Raw genomic sequence first — 16,825 nt, forward strand, 5'->3', positions numbered from 1 at the left:
ATGTCCCGAACCAAGCCGATCGGCGGCTATGCCGAGGTCCGCGTGAACGGCGAAGTGCTCGAGTTCCGCGGCGACATGACGTTCAACTTCCAGACACAGGTCAAGGAAGGCGTCGTCGGTCGCGACGGGCGGCACCACGGCTTCACCGTGAAGCCGAACCTGCCCTTCATCGAGGGCGACTACACATTCGGCGGCAAGTACACGACCGCGCAGCTCGAGGCGATCACCGATGCGACCGTGACGGCGCGGCTGGCGGACGGCCGCGTCCTCGTCCTGCGCGGCGCGTATATGGCCGGCGAGACGACGATCAACGTCGACGAGGCCAAGGGCAAGATCCGCTGGGAAGGGGAGGCCGGCGAAGAGCTGGCCGCCCAGGGTTAGAAGGAGAGACAGATGAACAAGGAGCCACAGATGGAAGATCACATGCTGCAGCTGAATGCCGGCGTCGCCTGGCTGAAGGACCTCGCCGGCGGCGGCGACCTGCCGGCGCCGGGCGGTACCACGCTCGAGGCCATGGCCCGCGCGCTCGAGCTCAACATCGTGCCCGACGCGCAGCGCGACGCGGACGCGCCGGTGCCGGACAATGTCACCGTCACCCTCAAGAATCCGCACACCCTCCTCGCCGGCGGAGGCACGGTTCTGACGAAGCTGAGCTTCCGCACGCCGTCCTTCGCCGAGATCAAGCGCTTGAAGGCGTTCGGCGAGAGGCGCGGCGAAGATGATGCTACGACCGAAATGCTCGTCATGTTGAACGAGGACAAGATGACCTCGGCCGATATCGACAGGCTCAAATCGATCGACGTCGGCCGCTGCGCGGAGAAGCTCGCCCCTTTTTTGGTCTTGTTACGGCGAACCTCAACGGGCTGACCGAGAGGATATATGACCTTGCGCATTTCTGGAATGTGCCGCCGCAGGTCGTGATGGATGTGCCGCTCGCCGATCTTCGGCGGTGGCTTGATCATGCCGGGCGAATCAACGCCGCGATCGAGGCAAAGTTAAACAGCCGATGAGGAGGAGCGTACGATGGCTGCAGCTTTCTCCGTCTTTACCCGCATCATCGGAGAAGACCGCGCCAGCGAGATATTTCGCAAGGTCCGTGATTCGTCCAAAGATCTGCGCGATTCACTCAAGTCGGTGAATGTAGCTCTCGGTAAGCCAAACACGATCGCGCTCGGCCGTGTCGGTACTGCCATGGACAATGTCGCTGGTAAGGCGCGCAGTGGCTTGGCAGCTATCTCTTCGTGGCTGCCAGCGTTGGGCGCGCTCGGTTCGGTCGCCTCTCTCGCTGGCCTGATCTCAATGACCCGTCGGGCCTCCGATGGCTATGACGGTCTCTCGATGGCCGCGCAGAAGCTTGGCGCCACGAAGGGCGACCTGTCCGTTTGGCGCTACGGCGCCAAGCTGACCAATGTTGAAAGCGAAGCCCTTGAGAAGGGCCTCGTGAAACTCAACAAGACGATGTACGACGCCGCGACAGGCAAAAATAAGGATGTCGCTGCGCTCTTCGCAAGGATGAAAATCCCGCTGCGAGACAGTGCCGGTCAGGTAAAGACGGTATCGAACTCTCTCGAGGATATCGCCGAAGCCTTCAAGAACACGAGCAATCCGGCGACGCAGACGGCGGCCGCGATCGCGCTCTTCGGCAGGACCGGTGCAGACCTGATCCCGTTTCTGGTCAAGGGTCGCTCTGGTATTGCCGACCTGCGCGCGGAAATGAAGCGCTACTCAGGCTTGACCGACGAGCATCGCAGTTCTTTTGAGCGTCTCGACACCGCGTACAAGCAGCTCGACAAGGCGGGTTCGGGTTTGGCAGCGCGGCTGAGTGCGGCCGTGGCACCGGGCCTGGCGAGCGTCGTTGAAGAGACCACAGGCTGGATCGCTGCCAATCGGGAATTGATCGCCCAGTCGCTCGAGCGGAAAGTGGGATTTATCGGAAAAGCATTCGATGAAGTTTCGAGTGCAGCTAAGACGTTGCTTGCCATCCCCTTCGTGAAGGAAATGTGGAAGGGCGCCGACGCCGGTACGATGTTCGACCTTGCCCTCACCGGCTTGGGGCTCACGATGACGGGCCCAGCATTGGCTGGACTCGGACTGGCAACGGCGGCCATCTGGCGGTTAAACGTAGCGCTCTATGCTAATCCTCTTGTGTTGTTCCTGTCTGCGGTCGCGGCGGGAGCATATGCGGTCTACAAAAACTGGGGTCCGATCACGACGTGGTTCGGCGAACAGATGACGGCGGTGCGGGAAGCCTTCGATCAAGGCCTCGGCAGCGGTCTATGGGAGGTCTGGAAGCGCTTCAATCCCTGGACGCTCATCACCGAAGCTGTAAATGGTCTCTCGAAATGGCTCTTCGACGTGGATCTCTTCGCCGCTGGCGAGCGGCTGCTGCAGCGCCTGATCGACGGCATCAAGTCGCTGCTGCCAGACTTCAGTACGATCTGGGCGCCAATCGATAGGGCCCTTACCTGGACGGGGAACCGTCTGTCGGCGGGCGCCGGTGGCCTGAACGCGGCGACCGCAGCGGCCGGTGGCTACAACCCGGACAATCCCAACATGTTCACTTCCTTCCCGTCGGCGCCGGCGCCGGGGTCGGCGGGCGCGCTCGCAAACGCCGGCGTGCCCCAGAAGGCCACGATCGAGGCCACCATCACGGTCAAGACGGAGCCCGGCACCACCGCGACCGTCGAGAGCAGTTCGAAGGGTGTGAACCAGCTCGATGTCGGGCGCAGCATGACGGCCTACTGATGGTAGCTCTCTTCAATCCACTCACGGCCCTCGAGGGCTCGTTCAAGGGCCAGCCCTTCAAGGTCGCGAACGAGCGCGGGGAGGGCGGCCGGCGCGGCCCGCTGCACCAGTACCCCGATCGCGACCGGCCCTTCTTCGAGGATCTCGGCGCCGAGGCCCGGCGCCGGGAGTTCAGCCTCTATTTCGTCGGCCCCCTGGCGGATCTGCAGGCCCGCCGCTTCGACGACCTGCTGGGGAAGGGCGGGCCGGGCCCGCTGGTGCTGCCGGGTTTCCGGCGAGAGACCGCGCTCGCCCAGAAATGGGACTATCGCAAGGTTTCGGGCCGGGCGAACTGGGTCGAGTTCGCGGTTACCTTCGTCGACCCGGGGAGCAACGCCTTCCCGGCCGCGTCGACCAGCTGGCCGCATGCCCTGCTGACGGCGGTCGAGGACGCCCGAACGGCGTTCGCCGAGGCCCTGGGCGACGCCCTCTCGTTCGACATCCCGGGGCAGGAGATCGTCGGGGACCTGCTGGACGGCGCCGGCGGGCTGGCGGGCGCGCTCGACATCGCCGCGTCCCTGGTGGCCGGCGAGTTCCCGTCGACCGCCCTGGCGGCCGCGCTCTCGCTGACCGGCGACTATCGGTCGAGCCTGCTGCCGGCGCTGGATCTCGCCGTCTTTGCGGTCTCGACCGTGGACCTGGTCTCGACCTGGGCCCGGGCGCTGGCCGGGCCGTCGCCGGATGCAGCCTCGCGCGGCCGCGCGGTGGATGCGCTATGGAACGTGTACGACCGCTCGGTCGACGACGGCGTGGCGGGGCTGGCCGAAGCGGCCGAGACGCCGCTCGAGATCGCCGTCGCCAGCAACCGCCGCGCGTTTGGCGCCGGCGTGCGCCGGGCGATCCTCTCGGAGATCGGTGCGCAGTCTTCGGGACTGTCCTTTGCAAGCTACGACGATGCCGCGGCGCTGCGCACGCGGCTGGCCGACGCCTTCGACGACGAGATCGACATCGCCGGTGATCCCTCGGCTGCCGGCGGGCGCGACGACCGGGCTCGCGTGGCGCTGCAGGATCTGCGATCGACGGCGCTGCAGGCGATCTCGGCCGCTGGCGCCAACAAGGCGCGGCTGGTCCCCTACGCGGTGCCGGCGCCGCGCCCGGCGCGGGTGCTGGCGCAGCTGTTCTATGGCGGTTCGTCGGATATCGAAACCCGTGCGCGTGAGCTGGCCGAGCGCACTGGCGCCGTGCATCCGGCGTTCCTTCCACGGCAGGGAGAACGGCTGTCTGGCTAGGATATCTGAGCGAGCTTTCTCTCGAGCTCGGTGATCTTCTTCTTCATCGCCTCGATTTCCTTAGTCTGATCCGTGCCTAAGGCGGCAATGCCGACGACGGCCTGCCCTACGGCCTCGGCAAGCGTGGCCGTAGTGGCGTTGGGCGTATTCATCTGGCGGATCTGCTCGCCCAACCGCTTCAGGCGCTTCCAGTCGAAGTCGAAGAACATTTTTTCTCCTGTACGTAGCAGCCAACGCTACTCTTGGGTGACTGGAAAGCAAATGCTGGAGAACCACGAGCTGTCGCTGATCGTCGATGGCCAGGCTTTCGGTGGCTGGCTCGACGTGCGTCTCTCGCGCGGGATCGAGCGGGCGGCTGGCGACTTCCAGATCGGCGTGACGCAGCGCTGGCCGGGGCGCGACGCGCGGTTCGAGATCCCGAAAGGGGCGGCCTGCGAGGTCCGGATCGGCGACGACAAGGTGCTGACCGGCTGGGTCGAGGTCGTGAAGAAGCGCCGCGATGCCTCGTCGGCATCGGTTACCATCTCGGGCCGCAGCAAGACCTGCGATCTGATCGACTGCTCGCCCGATTTTCCGACGACGGAGCTCGCCGGGCTGGACCTAGCGGCAGTGGCCCGCAAGGTGACGGCGCCGTTCGGCATCGAGGTCGATGCGAAGGCGACCGGTCCGACCTTCGCGGTGGCAGCAGCGCATCACGGCGAGACCTGCTGGAAGCTGATCGAGCGCCTGGCGCGGCAGAGGCAGCTGCTGGTGATGGACGATCCGGAAGGGCGGCTCGTCCTGACGCAACTGGCGACCGAGCGCGCCTCCGATCGCATCGTGCATCCCGCCGACGGGCTGCTCGCGCTAGAGACCGTCGAGGATGCGAGCAAGCTCTTTTCCGTCTACCGCGTGAAGGCCCAGGCCGGCGCCCGCTGGAGCGAGGAGGACGGCGGCGAGGAGACCGTTGCCGAGGACCTGGCCCATGTCGAGGGCGAAATCTTCGATCGCAGCGTGACGCGCTACCGCCCGAAGACCTTCCTCAACGAAGGGGCGGCCAAGAAGGTCGGCGTCATGGCGCGCGCGGCCTACGAGGCGCGACGGAACAAGGGAAAGGCTTTGCGATTCTCGGCGACCTTCGTCGGTTGGCGCCAGTCGGACGGCAAGCTCTGGGTGCCGAACATCCTGGTGCCCTGCGAGGCGCCGGAACTGAACCTGTCGGCCGAGCTCGCGATCGCCGAAGTCCATTACCGCAAGGGCGCGGCCGGCACGACCTGCGAACTCGAGCTGGCGCCCCCCGAGGCCTTCACACCCGAACCGCCGGAGGCGCCGGCGGGGAGTGGCGAGGGTGGGCGGTGGGCCGACGCCGGGAGCATCACGGGCAGCGGAGGGGGGGCGGGATGAGTGAGGATCTGGCCCGGCGCCTGGCGTCGATGTTCTCCCGCGGCGTCGTTCGGCAGAGCGACATCCGGCTCGGCCTCGAGATGCCGCAGGCCGAGTTCTTCAAGGGCGAGCTGCGGCGCGGGGAGATGCCCCAGGGCTTCGGTTTCGCGTCGCGCCCGCTGCCGGGATCGGAAGTGTTCGCGGTTTTTGCCAACGGCGAACGCTCCGCACCGGTCATCCTGGCCGGCGACGATCGCCGCGCCCGCCCGAAGGATCTGCAGAGCGGCGAGGTCGCCGTCTATGGCCGCCACGCCCGCGACGAGATCGGGCACTGGATCAAGTTCACCGATGATCCCAAGCCGAACACGATCGTCGCCCGCGCGCGCCGCCTCGAACTGCGCGTCGGCGAGAAGTACCTGATCCTCGACGCCGATCACGGGCTCGTTTCGTCGGAAGCCATAACGATCGGCCCGCCGCCGCCCTAGCGAGCGGACTTCTTGGTCAGCTGGTAGTCCTTCAGAGCGTGTTCTGCCGTCTCCAGGAGCGATTTTGCGGCCTGGACAACGGCACCGTCATGAAAGTGACGAAGCCGCTCATAACGTGCGCTGGCGTCTGAAACAGCTTCTTCAAGGCGCACCAATTCTACGTCCATTTATTGCCCCGTCGCTCTCTTCGAGCTGATGCTCCCGGGGAGCAACGTCATCGCTCTTATCCGGATGCGGATAATTCGCAAAGAGGAAAGACATGCGGCTCGAATTCGATGCGGCCGCCGGCGGCTTCGACCTGGCGCTGACGGAAACCGGCGACTTCGACGCCGGCATCGGCAACGGCGGCGCGCTCGAGGCGGCCGTCTGGGTCTCGATCTTCACCGATGCCCTGGCCGAGCCCGGCGACCTGACGCCGGATCTCGGGTCCGACCGGCGCGGCTGGTGGGCGGATGCCGGGCGCACCGCGGCCGAGAGCATGGGCAGCCTGGTATGGATCCACCTCCGCGAAAAGCGGACCGAGGCGGCGCGCCTGGCGATCGAGACGGCGGCGTGGACGTCGGTGCAGTGGTTCGTCGACGACGGCATTGCCTCCTCGGTTGACGTCACGGCGGCCTTTCTCGACGCGCCGCGGGACGCGCTGCGGCTCACCGTCTCCCTGACCGAACCGAACGGCGTTCGCCGCGACTGGTCGGTCGATCTTCTCTGGTCCGGAGTGGCCCGCCGATGACGTTCGCCCGCCCGACCACCAAGCAGCTGCGCGAGCGCATCGGCGCGCTCATGCGCACGCGCTTCCCCGGTGCCGACGTCAACCTGCGCCAGTCGCCCGGCCGCGCCCTGGTCGAGCTGATCGCGGCCAGTACCGACGAGGACCTGTCGTTCCTCGACTGGATGGTGGGGCAGCTCTTTCCCTTCTCGGCCGACACGCCCTACCTGGAGCGCTGGGCCGCGGCCAAGGGCCTCGCGCGCAAGAGCGCGACGGCCGGCGGCGGCACGGTGACCCTGACCGGGACGCCGGGCTACGTCGCGTCGACGGGGGCGGTGTTGCAGACCCGGGCGGGCCTCGCCATCCGGCTGTCGGCTCCGGCCGCGCTGGGGGGCGGCGGTTCGGTCACGACGGCGGCGACTGCCGCCGACGGCGGCGCGGCGGGCAACCTGGTATCCGGGACCGCGCTCACCTTCGTCGAGACACCCGCCGGCTTCGCCGATTCCGGCGTGGTGGCCGTGTCCTTCGCCGGCGGCGCCGAGGCCGAGAGCGACGCCGATCTGAGGCTGCGCACCTTGCGCGTCTTCGCTCAGCCCAGCTTCGGCGGCAACCGCAACGACTGGGAGAATGCCGTCCTTCAGGTTCCGGGCGTGACGCGTGTCTTCAGCGCGCCGGCGACTCCGACGCCGGGTGCCGTGACCCTCTATCCGCTGCTCGACGCGCTCCACGAGAACGGCATCCCCGCAGGGACCGATGCCTTCTATCGGCCGACGACGGGCGTCGGCGCCGGCGCGGGTGACCAGCTCCTGGTCCTGCAGTCGATTCTCTCCCTGCGGCCGATCTGCGCCAGTGTCTTCGTCACGGCCCTGGTCCCGACGCCGGTCGACGTGCAGATCTCGGACCTGACGCCCGATTCGCCGACGGTGCGCGCGGCGATCGCGGGCGAGTTCACGCGCATGCTGTTCCGGCGCGCCACGCCCGGCGGCGCCATTTCGCGGTCGTGGATCGCCGAGGCGGTGAGCCGCGCCGCCGGCGAGGACAGCCACGATCTCGATCTGCCGGCGGGCGACACCGCGATCGCGCCGGGCCACATCGCCGTGCCGGGAGACATCACCTATGTCTGACGCGCCGCGCCCGACATCGCTCGGATGGTTGGAAGCCACCTATGCCGTGATGCCGCCCGGACCTGTCGCCTGGCCGCGCGATCCCGACTCCCGGTGGGGCAAGCTGCTCGGCGTGATCGCGGAGGAGCGCCGTCAGCGCCACGACCGGGCACTGGTGCTCCTCGACAGCGAGTCGTTCCCGTCGTCGGCACTCGAGCTGCTGCCGGAGTTCGAGCAGGTCGCGGGCCTTCCCGATCCGTGCCGGCCTCTGCCAGGCACCCTGGCGCAGCGCCGCGCCGAGCTCATCGACCAGTTCTTCGCGGACCATGTGCCGACCAAGGATCTGATGATGAAGTTGGCCGGCCAGGCCGGCTGGAACATCGAGATCCACGAGCAGCAGGATTTCGTCGCCGGCCTCTCGATGGCGGGCGAGCCGGTCGGCGAGTCGGATTTCGTCTGGATCGTCTACGTGCTCGATCAATCGATCGAGTACTTCCATGCCGGCGCGAACGTCGCCGGTGACGTGCTCTTCACCTTCCCCGATCTCTCGACGCTGGAATGCGTTCTGCGTCGGGCGGCGCCCGCGCATACGAGCGTCCATTTCGTCGTCCCTGAGCCCTGATCCGGAGTTCCCATGTTCAAGATCGATGGCGCCGGCACCCTCGCGGACAAGCCGGCGCGCACCGCCCTGGGCGCTTTGCCGGGGTGGTTCAACCAGGCGCCCGGCACGTCGCCTGGCACGGTCCTCACGGCCGAATTCCTCAACATGCTGCAGGCCGAGTTTCTGGCTGTTCTGGCGGCAGCGGCAATCACGCCCGACAAGGCGGATGACACTCAGCTCCTGAAGGCGATCCGCAAGATTTCGAGGGAAGTCGCGCCGACGGGCATGCGGTCAGGTCATACGGGCAAGATCGCCCCGCCGGGCTGGATCCTGGCGAACGGCAGGACCTACGGCAACGCGGCGAGCGGCGGGACGGAGCGCGCCAACGACGACACGAAGGACCTGTTTATCCTCCACTGGAATGACTACGGCGACGACGAACTGCCCGTCCAGACATCGGGCGGCGTGGTCGTGGCTCGCGGGGCCAGTGCCGAAGCAGACTGGGTGGCGAACCGGCGCATGACGCTCCCGAACTACTGCGATCGTCTGGCTGTAGGTCGCGGTGACATGGGCGCCGCGCCCGCTGGCCTCATCACGATCGCGAATTCCGGTCTCGACACGACAAAGATGGGCGCGAAGGCCGGCGTGGCGGCCAGGACTTTCCACTACGCGGGCACGACGGAGGGCGCCAACGGCGGCGCCATCGGTGCACCGGGTAGCGGTGTGAACACATCGAAAGATCCGCACGGCCACGATTACGCGGGCGATACCACTGTGGCCTCGATCCTCAACCCGATGATCGTCGAGACCGTCATCATTCGTCTGTGAGGCAGTTATGGGCTTGTGGGACAAGGCTTGGCCCGGCGGCTCGATCCGCCTCGGCCTGGCGCTGGGGGCCGCGCCTTTGGATGGCGCTGCGCGGGTGCCGCTCGAGTTCATGCCTCTGGAAGTGCTGGGGCATGCGCTGCTTCAATCGGCGAACTTCGACGCCATCGCTGGCGGCTACTATGCCGGCGACACGCGGGGAGGCAGCATCATCGCGAAGCTGGACGCTTCGCCAACCGAAGGTGACGAGGTCTGGTTCGACGACCATGCCGGTACGTGGGGCACGTATCCCCTGTTGATCGATCCCAACGGCAGCGAGTTCGAGGATGCGGGCGACGGCAGCAATCCTGCCGAGCCGATGGCTTGCGATGGCAGCGCGCGGTTCTGCCTCAAGTTCACCGATGGCAAGTGGCGCCCTCGCTAAACGGAGTTTCCCAACATGGCCGGACCGACCCTCAGCCGATTCCTCGGCCTCTTCCGTTTGCGCGATGCCAGTGATCCCACGCGCCTGGCGGCCGTCAGCGCGGCCGGCGCCGTCAAAGGCGAGGGCGCAGGGGTAGCCGGAACGCCGGCGGGCGGCGTGATGACCGTCCAGGGCGTCGCCGCGATGCGGCCGGTCGATATCTACGCGATCGATCCGCAGACGGGTGAGCGATACGACCCGACCGCGCCGGTATCCGTCGTGCTACCCAAGTCCACGACGTTCGTCACGGCGCAGACCTCGGTCGGCACCACGTTGGGCGGCACCAAGCTGTTCAACCTCAATGGCAACGCCGTCGACCGCCTGGTCCGCTGCATCACTCAGGACATGTACATCGGCCCGGTCGGTGTCACGGCATTGACTGGCTTCCTGATCAAGAAGGACGAACCTCCCATCCGCTGGCCGGCCTCGGTCGGCGAAGTCTACGGCATCACGGCTACCGGCACCGCGACCGCCTTCACGTTCGAGGAGTAGCGATGTCGGTCATTCGCCCCGGCTTCTGGGATGCTTGGGATCTCGGCGACGATCTCTATGCGTGGTGGTGCGGCGACGACCACGGGTCGAGCCTGATGACGGACGACGGCCTGGGCCGGATTTCGTCGTGGAAGGATCGCAAGCACCGGATCAATCTGACGGCAGCCACGACGGCGCGGCCGACATGGAGCGCGACAGGGTTCAATAGCAGCAAGCCGGCGCCGGTGTTCGATGGCGCGGCGAGCTGCCTGCGCGGCACCGACCTCTCGCTTCTGCCGACAGGCTCGACCCCGTGCGAGATTTGGGCGTTGGTGGAGTTCACGGGCGCACTGGGAACAACCAGCGGCAGGATTCCTATTAGCTACGGCGGGGTTAGCGGCGCCACCCGGCGGCAGGTCGCCTTCACCAATCAGACGGCGGCGTCGTTCACGGTGGGTGACGGGGCTACGAATACGGCCAATCTGGTCGCGTCGGCCCAGCCTCGCTCCGTCCTCCCAAAAGTCATCGGCGCCCTGTTTACCGGCACCACGATCGCCGGCCGCAACGACGGGTATCCGGGGCTTTCGATCGCGGCGGCGTCGTTGGCCACCACGGCTACTCGTTTTGCCATCGGCTCCAATAATCTGAACACCGCCGGGAATTTCTTCCCCGGCGTCATCCGCCAAGTCCTCATCACCAAAATCCTCTCCATCGCCAACCGCCTTCGCATGGAGGGCTGGCTGGCCTGGGATGGCGGCATCCAGAGCGTATTGCCATGAGTCACGTCTACAAGCTGGGTCCACCGCTGATCTACGCTTCGAGCGCCCTGCGCGTGCGCTGGCGCATGGGTCGCGGGCCGGTCATCAACCAGGCGCCGGCGCCGCTGCCCGATCCGGTCGGACCGCCGCCGGAAACGCCGCCGCCGACGCTGCCGCCGACACAGGCCGAGACGGTCGATTTTCTGGCGCGCGTGGCCGCTCGCGGCGTCGTCGATCTCGACCCGGCAATCACCGAAGCCTTCAACACACTCGTCGCCCGGCTGAAGAGTGTCGGCGTTCATCAGACGCTTTACGACTGGGGTTGCCCGGCGCTCGGCGGTCAGGTCGCCGCGCTGGAAGGCGTGAAGGGCGGCGTCGTCGCCAGCGACTGGTCGATCATCAACGGCACCGTGGCCTTCAATCCGCTGTTCGGCATGTCGTCGGAAGACGGCGCGCGCGTGGTCCTCGACCGCTATTACGACGAGATTCCGGGCTTCACGACGACCAACTTCGGCGGCGGCTTCGTCCTGACATCCAACGAGCCCGGCCTCTATTCGGAGATGGGCGCGTTCCAGCCGTCTCCGAGCCTGCAGGTATCGTTGCGCGGCTCCGGCGGAATCGCGTCTCAGGCGTTCCTCGCCGGCCCGGCGCAGGTCTTCTCCGACACCAACGCCATCGGTTTCTGCTACGCCTGCAAGAAGGCCACGACCGGCGATCCGAATGCCGGGACTCTGATCAACGACACCACCGTCCTGCCGATCAGCGCGGCCGTCACCGCTCTGCCGCACGCCAAGCTCGCGCTGCTGGCGGGTGGCGTTACCGGCAATACGCAGAGCTCCAACGCCATCGGCCTGTGGTTCATCGGCGCCCTCACGGAAGCGCAGCTCCTCGACCTGCGCAGCTTCGTGGCCGAGTTCTTCGACACGCTGGAAGTCGACCTGCGGCCGCTGCCGATCGATCCCGGCGACAATGCTTTCGAGCGGTCGTCAACAACCGTGAACGGGGTGCCGTCCGTCACGACGATCGAACGCCTGGGCGTGCCGCCCGCAAACGACGGCGTGTCGCGGCTGGCCTATCCCTATTGGCCTATGAACATGTTCGTCGCGCGCGCCACGCCGAACATCGCGAACAGCCAGGCGACCGGCCTGATATTCGGGCAATTCGTCTGGGTGTGCTCCGGTGAGGCGGACACGGACGGCGGCCCACTGACAGGGATGCCACGCCGCCGCTGGCAGGACAGTAACAGCACGTCGGGCGCGCCGACCTATCCCGCCATCAAGATTAACGGCGTGCCCTGCAATCCGGTCTGTTCGACCAAGCGCAAGGCACGCTACATCACCCTCGCCATTATCGCCTGGCACCGCAAATATCTGATGCGGAATGAACCTCGCGATCCGCGTGGCTGGGGCGTTCTGGACTACGTGGAAGCCGGAGGACTGCTCGCCAGCAACTTCCAGGATCAGGACTATTGGGAGGCGAACAAGCACGCGGTCTTCACCGAGAGCATCGACAGTCGTCTCTGCGGTCGCGACATTGTCATGCCCGATCGCTACAAGCAGGCCGACCTGTGCGCCAACTTCGAGGCCGGCGGGAACGCCGGTTGCTCGCCGGAAATCTGGCTCGATCACGAGCCGAATGACTTGCCCGGCGACGCGCTGCACCTGGAGTTTCTGACATATGCCGCCGAAATCTGCGCGGCGACTGGTGCGGGCTTCAGCTATGCGCCGCACCCGCTCGATACCAAGTTCGGTTACAACGGCGGCTTCAACACGACGACGTGCCCGCAGATCATGCAGTCGGCGGTCATTCCCTGGTATTCGGTCGACGCCCGTCGCAACGACAAGCGCGGCTACGACATCGCCGAGAGTCTGAACCGGCAGATCGACCTCGCGCGCGGCGTTCTCACCGGGTCCACCAGCTACGATCCGCCGTCGATCCTGCCGGCGGGAGGGTCGACCTACAAGGACGTGACGGTCGTGGGCGTCGAGCCGGGGCAGCGCCTGTTCGCGCCGACCTTCGATCAGACCCTCAGTGGCGTCGTTCTGACGGCCGAGGCCATTGCGACCGACACCGTGCGCGTCACCTTCACGAACCCTCTAACGGTCGCCAGGGACCGGCCCGCCGGCATCCTCACGGCCTACGCCGTGGGCAAAGAACCAATCAACTGGGGCAAGGTAGCGGTAACCGTGCAGATCGGTCGCCGACCGAACATCATGACCGAAGCCGAGGCTTACGCGGTCCATGACTGGATCGTCGCGAACGGGATCAAGCGGGTGTTCCTCTCGCGTGCCGGCTCGTCGGACGGTGGCGACATCAACCAACCGGCGCAGCGTATCCGCGCCATCATCCTCGGGCTGCCGCTGGCGTAAGCGCGAGCGTGCCGGCGCTCTTGATGTCGGCTCTTCAGAATCGCGAAACACGGGGGAGGAGGCCGATGGCCGATTTGAACGATCCGTTACCTGGATCGGGTGTCTCCTTCTGGACGATGGCGGCTGCCGCCGTGGGATCGCTGCTCACCTTGCGCACTTTGGTCGACAGCAACCCATTCGCACGGCTCGCGGCCGTCGTCTCGAGCTGGGCGTTGGCCCTGTTCGCGACGCCGGCGATCGCCGAATGGCTGGGCGCCACACACAAACAGGAACGTCTGGTCGCGCTGCTGATCGCCTTCCTCGGCATGAACATCCTCGCCGGCTGCTGGACCTTCGTCGAGAAATGGCGCGTCGACCCCCAGGCGGCTTTCGCCTGGTTGTGGTCGCTGTGGCGGGGAGGGCGGACCCCATGATCGCTCCTTTTGCCTTGCTGCAGCTCGCCTATATCGCCTGCTGCCTGGTCACCATCGGCGCCATCTTCGTCCAGCAGCGCTATCGCCTGCGCCACGCCAAGGGCTGCCGCTGGTGGCTCTACACGGTCCTAGCTTTCGGCCTCGGTTACGAGGCGCTCGAGGCGTTCAAGTACGGCGCGCCGGCGCTGCCGGCCGGCCGCTGGATTGTCGTGCCGGCATTGGCCGCCGTCATGGCCTGGTCGGCCGCGAACGACTGGAAAAGCCGCAACCCGCCGGAGATCTAGCCGAACGCCGTTCGGCCGGGAGCGACGTCCTAACCCCTGAACCTTCGAGGCCCTCATGCCTTTCGATCACGCTGACTATCAGCGCGCGGCCGCGCACCTGTGCGTGCCCGTGCCGCACGTCATGGCGATGTGCGCCGTGGAGAGCTCCGGCGAGACGTTCTGGGTGCTGGACGGCCGCCTCGAGGTGCCCGTGCGGTTCGAGGCGCACTGGTTCGGCAAGCTGACGGACTACCGCTTCAACGCCAGCCACCCCGACCTGTCCTGCCGCGCCTGGAACCCGGATCTCGCTGCGCACACCAAGGCCGGCGCGTGGGACCAGGTGCGGCGGGCGAGGGCGCTCGACCCGTCGGCGGCCGACCAGGCCACGAGCTGGGGCGGCTTCCAGGTCATGGGCTACCACTGGAAGCGCCTCGGCTATTCCGGCATCGGCGTGTTCGTCGCCAGCATGAGCGCCAACGGCGACGACGGCCAGATGGACGCCTTCACGCGCTACATCGATGCCGATGACATGTTGCAGGAGGCGCTTCGCACCGGTGACTGGGAGACGGTCGAGACGCTCTACAACGGCGGCGGCTATGGCGGTGCCTATGCGGTCAAGCTGCGCGCCGCGGCCGCGCTCTATGCCGGCACCGGCGGTGCCACCGCTGGCCCGCCGCCGCGCGTCCTGCGCGTCGGCGATCGCGGCGCCGATGTCGCGGCCCTTCAGGTGGCGCTGGGTATCCTGGCGGACGGCGACTTCGGACCGGTCACCCTCGCGGCCGTCCAGCGCCTGCAGGGCGCGCGAGGCCTCGTGGTCGACGGCATCGTCGGCGTCATGACGCGCCAGGCGCTGGGCTTGTAGGAGGCCACCATGCCCGCATTCCTCGCGACCCCGCTCGCCAAGGCCGGCGCCATCACCCTGATCGCCTCGCTGCTCATGGGCACCGCCGCCTGGCTGCTGCGCGACCAGTTCGCCGAAGGGAAGAAGGCCGGCGCGGCGGCTGTCACCAACGCCGTCCAGAGCGAAACCCTCAACACCGTCCGCAAGGCGCAGGAACGAAAGGACCAGGTCGATGATGAAGTCAGCAAGACACCTTACAAGGATGCTGTTGATCGGCTCGATTAGCCTGCCGCTCGCCGCGGCGTCCTGCGAATCGCCGCCGGTCGTCGTGGCGACCAGCACGCTCTGCACCCTGACCGACCGCTACCACACGACGGCCGACCAGAAGACGGTCTATGCCGCGCGGCGCGTCACGGTGCTGAAGGACGACGGCCAGAGCGTCGACGTCGGATCCGGCGAAGCCGTGTTCGGGCCGCTGGTCCGTTGGCTGCTGGGCTTCAACAAGGTCCGCGACGCCGAGTGTCTCAAGCCATCGATCGGCAATTAGCCGGTCCACGAGCTCGGCGGCCTCACGTACCTGGCCGTCGAGGTGCCCGTTGGCGGCCTATGAAGGCCGTGGGGCGTTTCCTCCCTAACCTACGAAGCCCCGCCGGTTGTCGCCGGCGGGGCTCTTTTTTTGTTCGTGCCGCGTCGCTAGAAGCGCGGAAGACTCAGAAGGTTGTTGGCCCGGCTGCAGTCCGGCTTGGTTCGAACGTAAGCGTTGCCTAGCAGAGACGATTCGACGATCAGCGGTGCCTCTGTGCCATCTTCGTTGGTATGGTAAAGAAACCTCAACGACCGGATGTCCTCGACCGCCTCCTCTTTCGTCGCGACGAAGCCATCGCCCGCAAGATGGGTGATGAACTCCCACGAGTTGTCGTAGAGGACATGCGTCCGGATGTGCGTGACCCGCCGCCGGCCCGATAGGGCGCTGGCATAAAGGCTCAGCAGGTTCGGCTTATTGAAGATAGAGCCCATGAGGGGTCTCCTTTCGCTCGCAAAATGCGACGAGCTGCACCGAACACCTTGACAGATACGTCCCCAAACCCGAGGTTTGAGATCCTCACACTGCCATGACGTTCCCGCTTGCCGCGGAGAGCGGATCTGGTGAAGGACCAGGGCAGCCGTGCAAGGGCTGTTCCTGGTTTCCTTCACCGAATGGTGCGCTGCGGCCGGAGTGTGGACCTCAGACCGCGGCGCAATAGTAACCGATTTCGCCGGGTGTATGCTAATCGAATATTTCCGCGTAACCCCTTGTAGACACTAACGAATTGCTTGTGGGTTTTTGATTCTGGCGATATAAGCGCGCCGGCTCAAAACGGGAACGCAGTGGCCGCGCTTGGGGTCGCGAAACCCGCCGCCCGGGTCGGCGTTAAGTTGGCCCATGCCCCGCAAACCGCCTCGCGGTCTCGCCCGAAAGCTCCGCGACGACGTCTACAAGGTCACGTCCGGCGAGCCCATGAGGTGGATCATGGTGGGCAAGCTCGCGCCTGCGCCATCCAGACACCTCCCTTCCGACGCTCGACGCGGCCTTGGCGCTGGCGATTGAGAAAGGGTGGATGACGGGCGAGGGTGCTCCCGTGCATTCGGTCTGTCTCACCGACGAAGGCCGGCGGCTGGTCGAATAGGTCAGTTCAGCGGCTCGGTATCGGGCCGCCGCACGGCCGCGCCGTTGGCGATCTCGGCCAGCAGCTCAGCCATGTCGCCCAGCCCGGCCGGTCCGACATTGCTCCGCACCACGCCGGCTCCGTCGGGCGCGATCGCCAACAGCACATGGCCGATGTCGATGCCGGCCGCCTTCAGCCGCTCTCGGAGCAAGGCGTCGACCTCGCTGAGGATCTCCTGGATCTCGATGATTTTGCTGTAGCTCATGGGGGCGCAACGGTAGCACGACGTGGCGGCTGCGCCTGCATCCAGCCCGCGTGTTTGGCGTCAGGCCTTGACCGGGTCTTCGCCCGCCACCGAGAAGTGCCGCGGGTACTGGCTGTCCCTCGCCAAGGAAAGCGTCCGCAGTCCTCCGGCGACCCACGGCCTCTCCCGCTTCCCCAAACGAAGGGGCACACGGGCGGTGTCATAGGGGCGCGCACGTCCGCGCCGCCGCGGCGCCGTCGAG

The 16,825-nt window shown here is 66.7% G+C and carries 23 protein-coding genes; 19 read left to right on the forward strand and 4 right to left on the reverse strand.

The genetic code is table 11. From position 1 onward, the window contains the following. The 4 genes from ACP15H_RS05075 to ACP15H_RS05090 all read left to right on the forward strand — a co-directional run bounded on the left by ACP15H_RS05075 (position 1) and on the right by ACP15H_RS05090 (position 4,013). Positions 1-381 carry a phage tail tube protein gene (locus tag ACP15H_RS05075; RefSeq protein WP_425065120.1) on the forward strand — a complete coding sequence of 127 codons (381 nt, stop codon included), beginning with the start codon at positions 1-3 and terminating at the stop codon, positions 379-381. 42 nt (positions 382-423) lie between these two features. Beyond that, a complete protein-coding gene (locus tag ACP15H_RS05080) occupies positions 424-867 on the forward strand; it encodes a hypothetical protein (RefSeq protein WP_425065121.1) in 444 nt (147 codons plus the stop codon). A gap of 156 nt (positions 868-1,023) precedes the next feature. Continuing rightward, entirely contained in the window at positions 1,024-2,745 is a 1,722-nt protein-coding gene (locus tag ACP15H_RS05085) for a hypothetical protein (RefSeq protein ID WP_425065122.1), read from the forward strand. Continuing rightward, positions 2,745-4,013: a DNA circularization N-terminal domain-containing protein gene (locus ACP15H_RS05090; RefSeq protein WP_425065123.1), complete on the forward strand. Its 1,269-nt coding sequence runs from the start codon at positions 2,745-2,747 to the stop codon at positions 4,011-4,013. Before ACP15H_RS05085 ends, ACP15H_RS05090 begins: the two co-directional genes overlap by 1 nt. On the opposite strand, the gene ACP15H_RS05095 is transcribed toward ACP15H_RS05090, so the two are convergent. Beyond that, positions 4,010-4,222 (reverse strand): hypothetical protein, encoded by a 213-nt coding sequence (locus ACP15H_RS05095; RefSeq protein ID WP_425065124.1) that lies wholly within the window; start codon positions 4,220-4,222, stop codon positions 4,010-4,012. The two genes, ACP15H_RS05090 and ACP15H_RS05095, sit on opposite strands and share 4 nt — an antisense overlap. 52 nt (positions 4,223-4,274) lie before the next feature. Here ACP15H_RS05095 and ACP15H_RS05100 point away from each other — a divergent pair, with 52 nt between their 5' ends. Together ACP15H_RS05100 and ACP15H_RS05105 are read left to right on the forward strand one after the other, a co-directional pair. Then, positions 4,275-5,396 (forward strand): phage baseplate assembly protein, encoded by a 1,122-nt coding sequence (locus ACP15H_RS05100; protein ID WP_425065125.1) that lies wholly within the window; start codon positions 4,275-4,277, stop codon positions 5,394-5,396. After that, positions 5,393-5,860, forward strand: coding sequence for a phage baseplate assembly protein domain-containing protein (locus ACP15H_RS05105; protein ID WP_425065126.1), 468 nt, complete (start codon positions 5,393-5,395; stop codon positions 5,858-5,860). The genes ACP15H_RS05100 and ACP15H_RS05105 overlap by 4 nt, the downstream gene beginning before the upstream one ends. Here ACP15H_RS05105 and ACP15H_RS05110 read toward each other — a convergent pair. Then, positions 5,857-6,027: a hypothetical protein gene (locus ACP15H_RS05110; RefSeq protein WP_425065127.1), complete on the reverse strand. Its 171-nt coding sequence runs from the start codon at positions 6,025-6,027 to the stop codon at positions 5,857-5,859. The genes ACP15H_RS05105 and ACP15H_RS05110 overlap by 4 nt on opposite strands. Before the next feature lie 92 nt (positions 6,028-6,119). Here ACP15H_RS05110 and ACP15H_RS05115 point away from each other — a divergent pair, with 92 nt between their 5' ends. The 13 genes from ACP15H_RS05115 to ACP15H_RS05175 all read left to right on the forward strand — a co-directional run bounded on the left by ACP15H_RS05115 (position 6,120) and on the right by ACP15H_RS05175 (position 15,220). Next, entirely contained in the window at positions 6,120-6,590 is a 471-nt protein-coding gene (locus tag ACP15H_RS05115) for a phage GP46 family protein (protein ID WP_425065128.1), read from the forward strand. Beyond that, the gene (locus ACP15H_RS05120) at positions 6,587-7,690 is read left to right on the forward strand and encodes a baseplate J/gp47 family protein (RefSeq protein WP_425065129.1); all 1,104 of its coding nucleotides are present in this window, start codon (positions 6,587-6,589) and stop codon (positions 7,688-7,690) included. The genes ACP15H_RS05115 and ACP15H_RS05120 overlap by 4 nt, the downstream gene beginning before the upstream one ends. Beyond that, positions 7,683-8,291, forward strand: coding sequence for a putative phage tail protein (locus ACP15H_RS05125; RefSeq protein ID WP_425065130.1), 609 nt, complete (start codon positions 7,683-7,685; stop codon positions 8,289-8,291). The genes ACP15H_RS05120 and ACP15H_RS05125 overlap by 8 nt, the downstream gene beginning before the upstream one ends. Positions 8,292-8,303: 12 nt before the next feature. Continuing rightward, positions 8,304-9,098: a hypothetical protein gene (locus tag ACP15H_RS05130; protein WP_425065131.1), complete on the forward strand. Its 795-nt coding sequence runs from the start codon at positions 8,304-8,306 to the stop codon at positions 9,096-9,098. A 7-nt stretch (positions 9,099-9,105) separates the two neighbouring features. Further along, a complete protein-coding gene (locus ACP15H_RS05135) occupies positions 9,106-9,519 on the forward strand; it encodes a hypothetical protein (protein WP_425065132.1) in 414 nt (137 codons plus the stop codon). A gap of 15 nt (positions 9,520-9,534) precedes the next feature. Further along, on the forward strand, positions 9,535-10,050 hold the full coding sequence (locus tag ACP15H_RS05140; protein ID WP_425065133.1) for a hypothetical protein: 516 nt from the start codon (positions 9,535-9,537) through the stop codon (positions 10,048-10,050). 2 nt (positions 10,051-10,052) lie between these two features. Further along, positions 10,053-10,808, forward strand: a complete 756-nt coding sequence (locus ACP15H_RS05145; RefSeq protein WP_425065134.1) for a hypothetical protein — start codon at positions 10,053-10,055, stop codon at positions 10,806-10,808. Continuing rightward, positions 10,805-13,156, forward strand: coding sequence for a hypothetical protein (locus tag ACP15H_RS05150; protein WP_425065135.1), 2,352 nt, complete (start codon positions 10,805-10,807; stop codon positions 13,154-13,156). The genes ACP15H_RS05145 and ACP15H_RS05150 overlap by 4 nt, the downstream gene beginning before the upstream one ends. Positions 13,157-13,221: 65 nt before the next feature. Then, positions 13,222-13,569 carry a hypothetical protein gene (locus ACP15H_RS05155; protein ID WP_425065136.1) on the forward strand — a complete coding sequence of 116 codons (348 nt, stop codon included), beginning with the start codon at positions 13,222-13,224 and terminating at the stop codon, positions 13,567-13,569. After that, positions 13,566-13,853, forward strand: coding sequence for a hypothetical protein (locus tag ACP15H_RS05160; RefSeq protein WP_425065137.1), 288 nt, complete (start codon positions 13,566-13,568; stop codon positions 13,851-13,853). The genes ACP15H_RS05155 and ACP15H_RS05160 overlap by 4 nt, the downstream gene beginning before the upstream one ends. A gap of 55 nt (positions 13,854-13,908) precedes the next feature. After that, a complete protein-coding gene (locus tag ACP15H_RS05165) occupies positions 13,909-14,694 on the forward strand; it encodes an N-acetylmuramidase domain-containing protein (RefSeq protein ID WP_425065138.1) in 786 nt (261 codons plus the stop codon). Positions 14,695-14,703: 9 nt separating this feature from the next. Further along, complete coding sequence (locus tag ACP15H_RS05170; RefSeq protein WP_425065139.1) at positions 14,704-14,958, forward strand: hypothetical protein; 255 nt, start codon at positions 14,704-14,706, stop codon at positions 14,956-14,958. Then, a complete protein-coding gene (locus ACP15H_RS05175; protein WP_425065140.1) occupies positions 14,942-15,220 on the forward strand; it encodes a hypothetical protein in 279 nt (92 codons plus the stop codon). The genes ACP15H_RS05170 and ACP15H_RS05175 overlap by 17 nt, the downstream gene beginning before the upstream one ends. Before the next feature lie 146 nt (positions 15,221-15,366). On the opposite strand, the gene ACP15H_RS05180 is transcribed toward ACP15H_RS05175, so the two are convergent. Together ACP15H_RS05180 and ACP15H_RS05185 are read right to left on the reverse strand one after the other, a co-directional pair. After that, positions 15,367-15,690, reverse strand: a complete 324-nt coding sequence (locus tag ACP15H_RS05180; RefSeq protein WP_425065141.1) for a DUF3892 domain-containing protein — start codon at positions 15,688-15,690, stop codon at positions 15,367-15,369. A gap of 651 nt (positions 15,691-16,341) precedes the next feature. Beyond that, complete coding sequence (locus tag ACP15H_RS05185) at positions 16,342-16,584, reverse strand: hypothetical protein (RefSeq protein ID WP_425065142.1); 243 nt, start codon at positions 16,582-16,584, stop codon at positions 16,342-16,344. Positions 16,585-16,825 lie beyond the last annotated feature (241 nt).

It is taken from the genome of Reyranella sp., from assembly GCF_965249915.1.
GTDB lineage: Bacteria > Pseudomonadota > Alphaproteobacteria > Reyranellales > Reyranellaceae > Reyranella.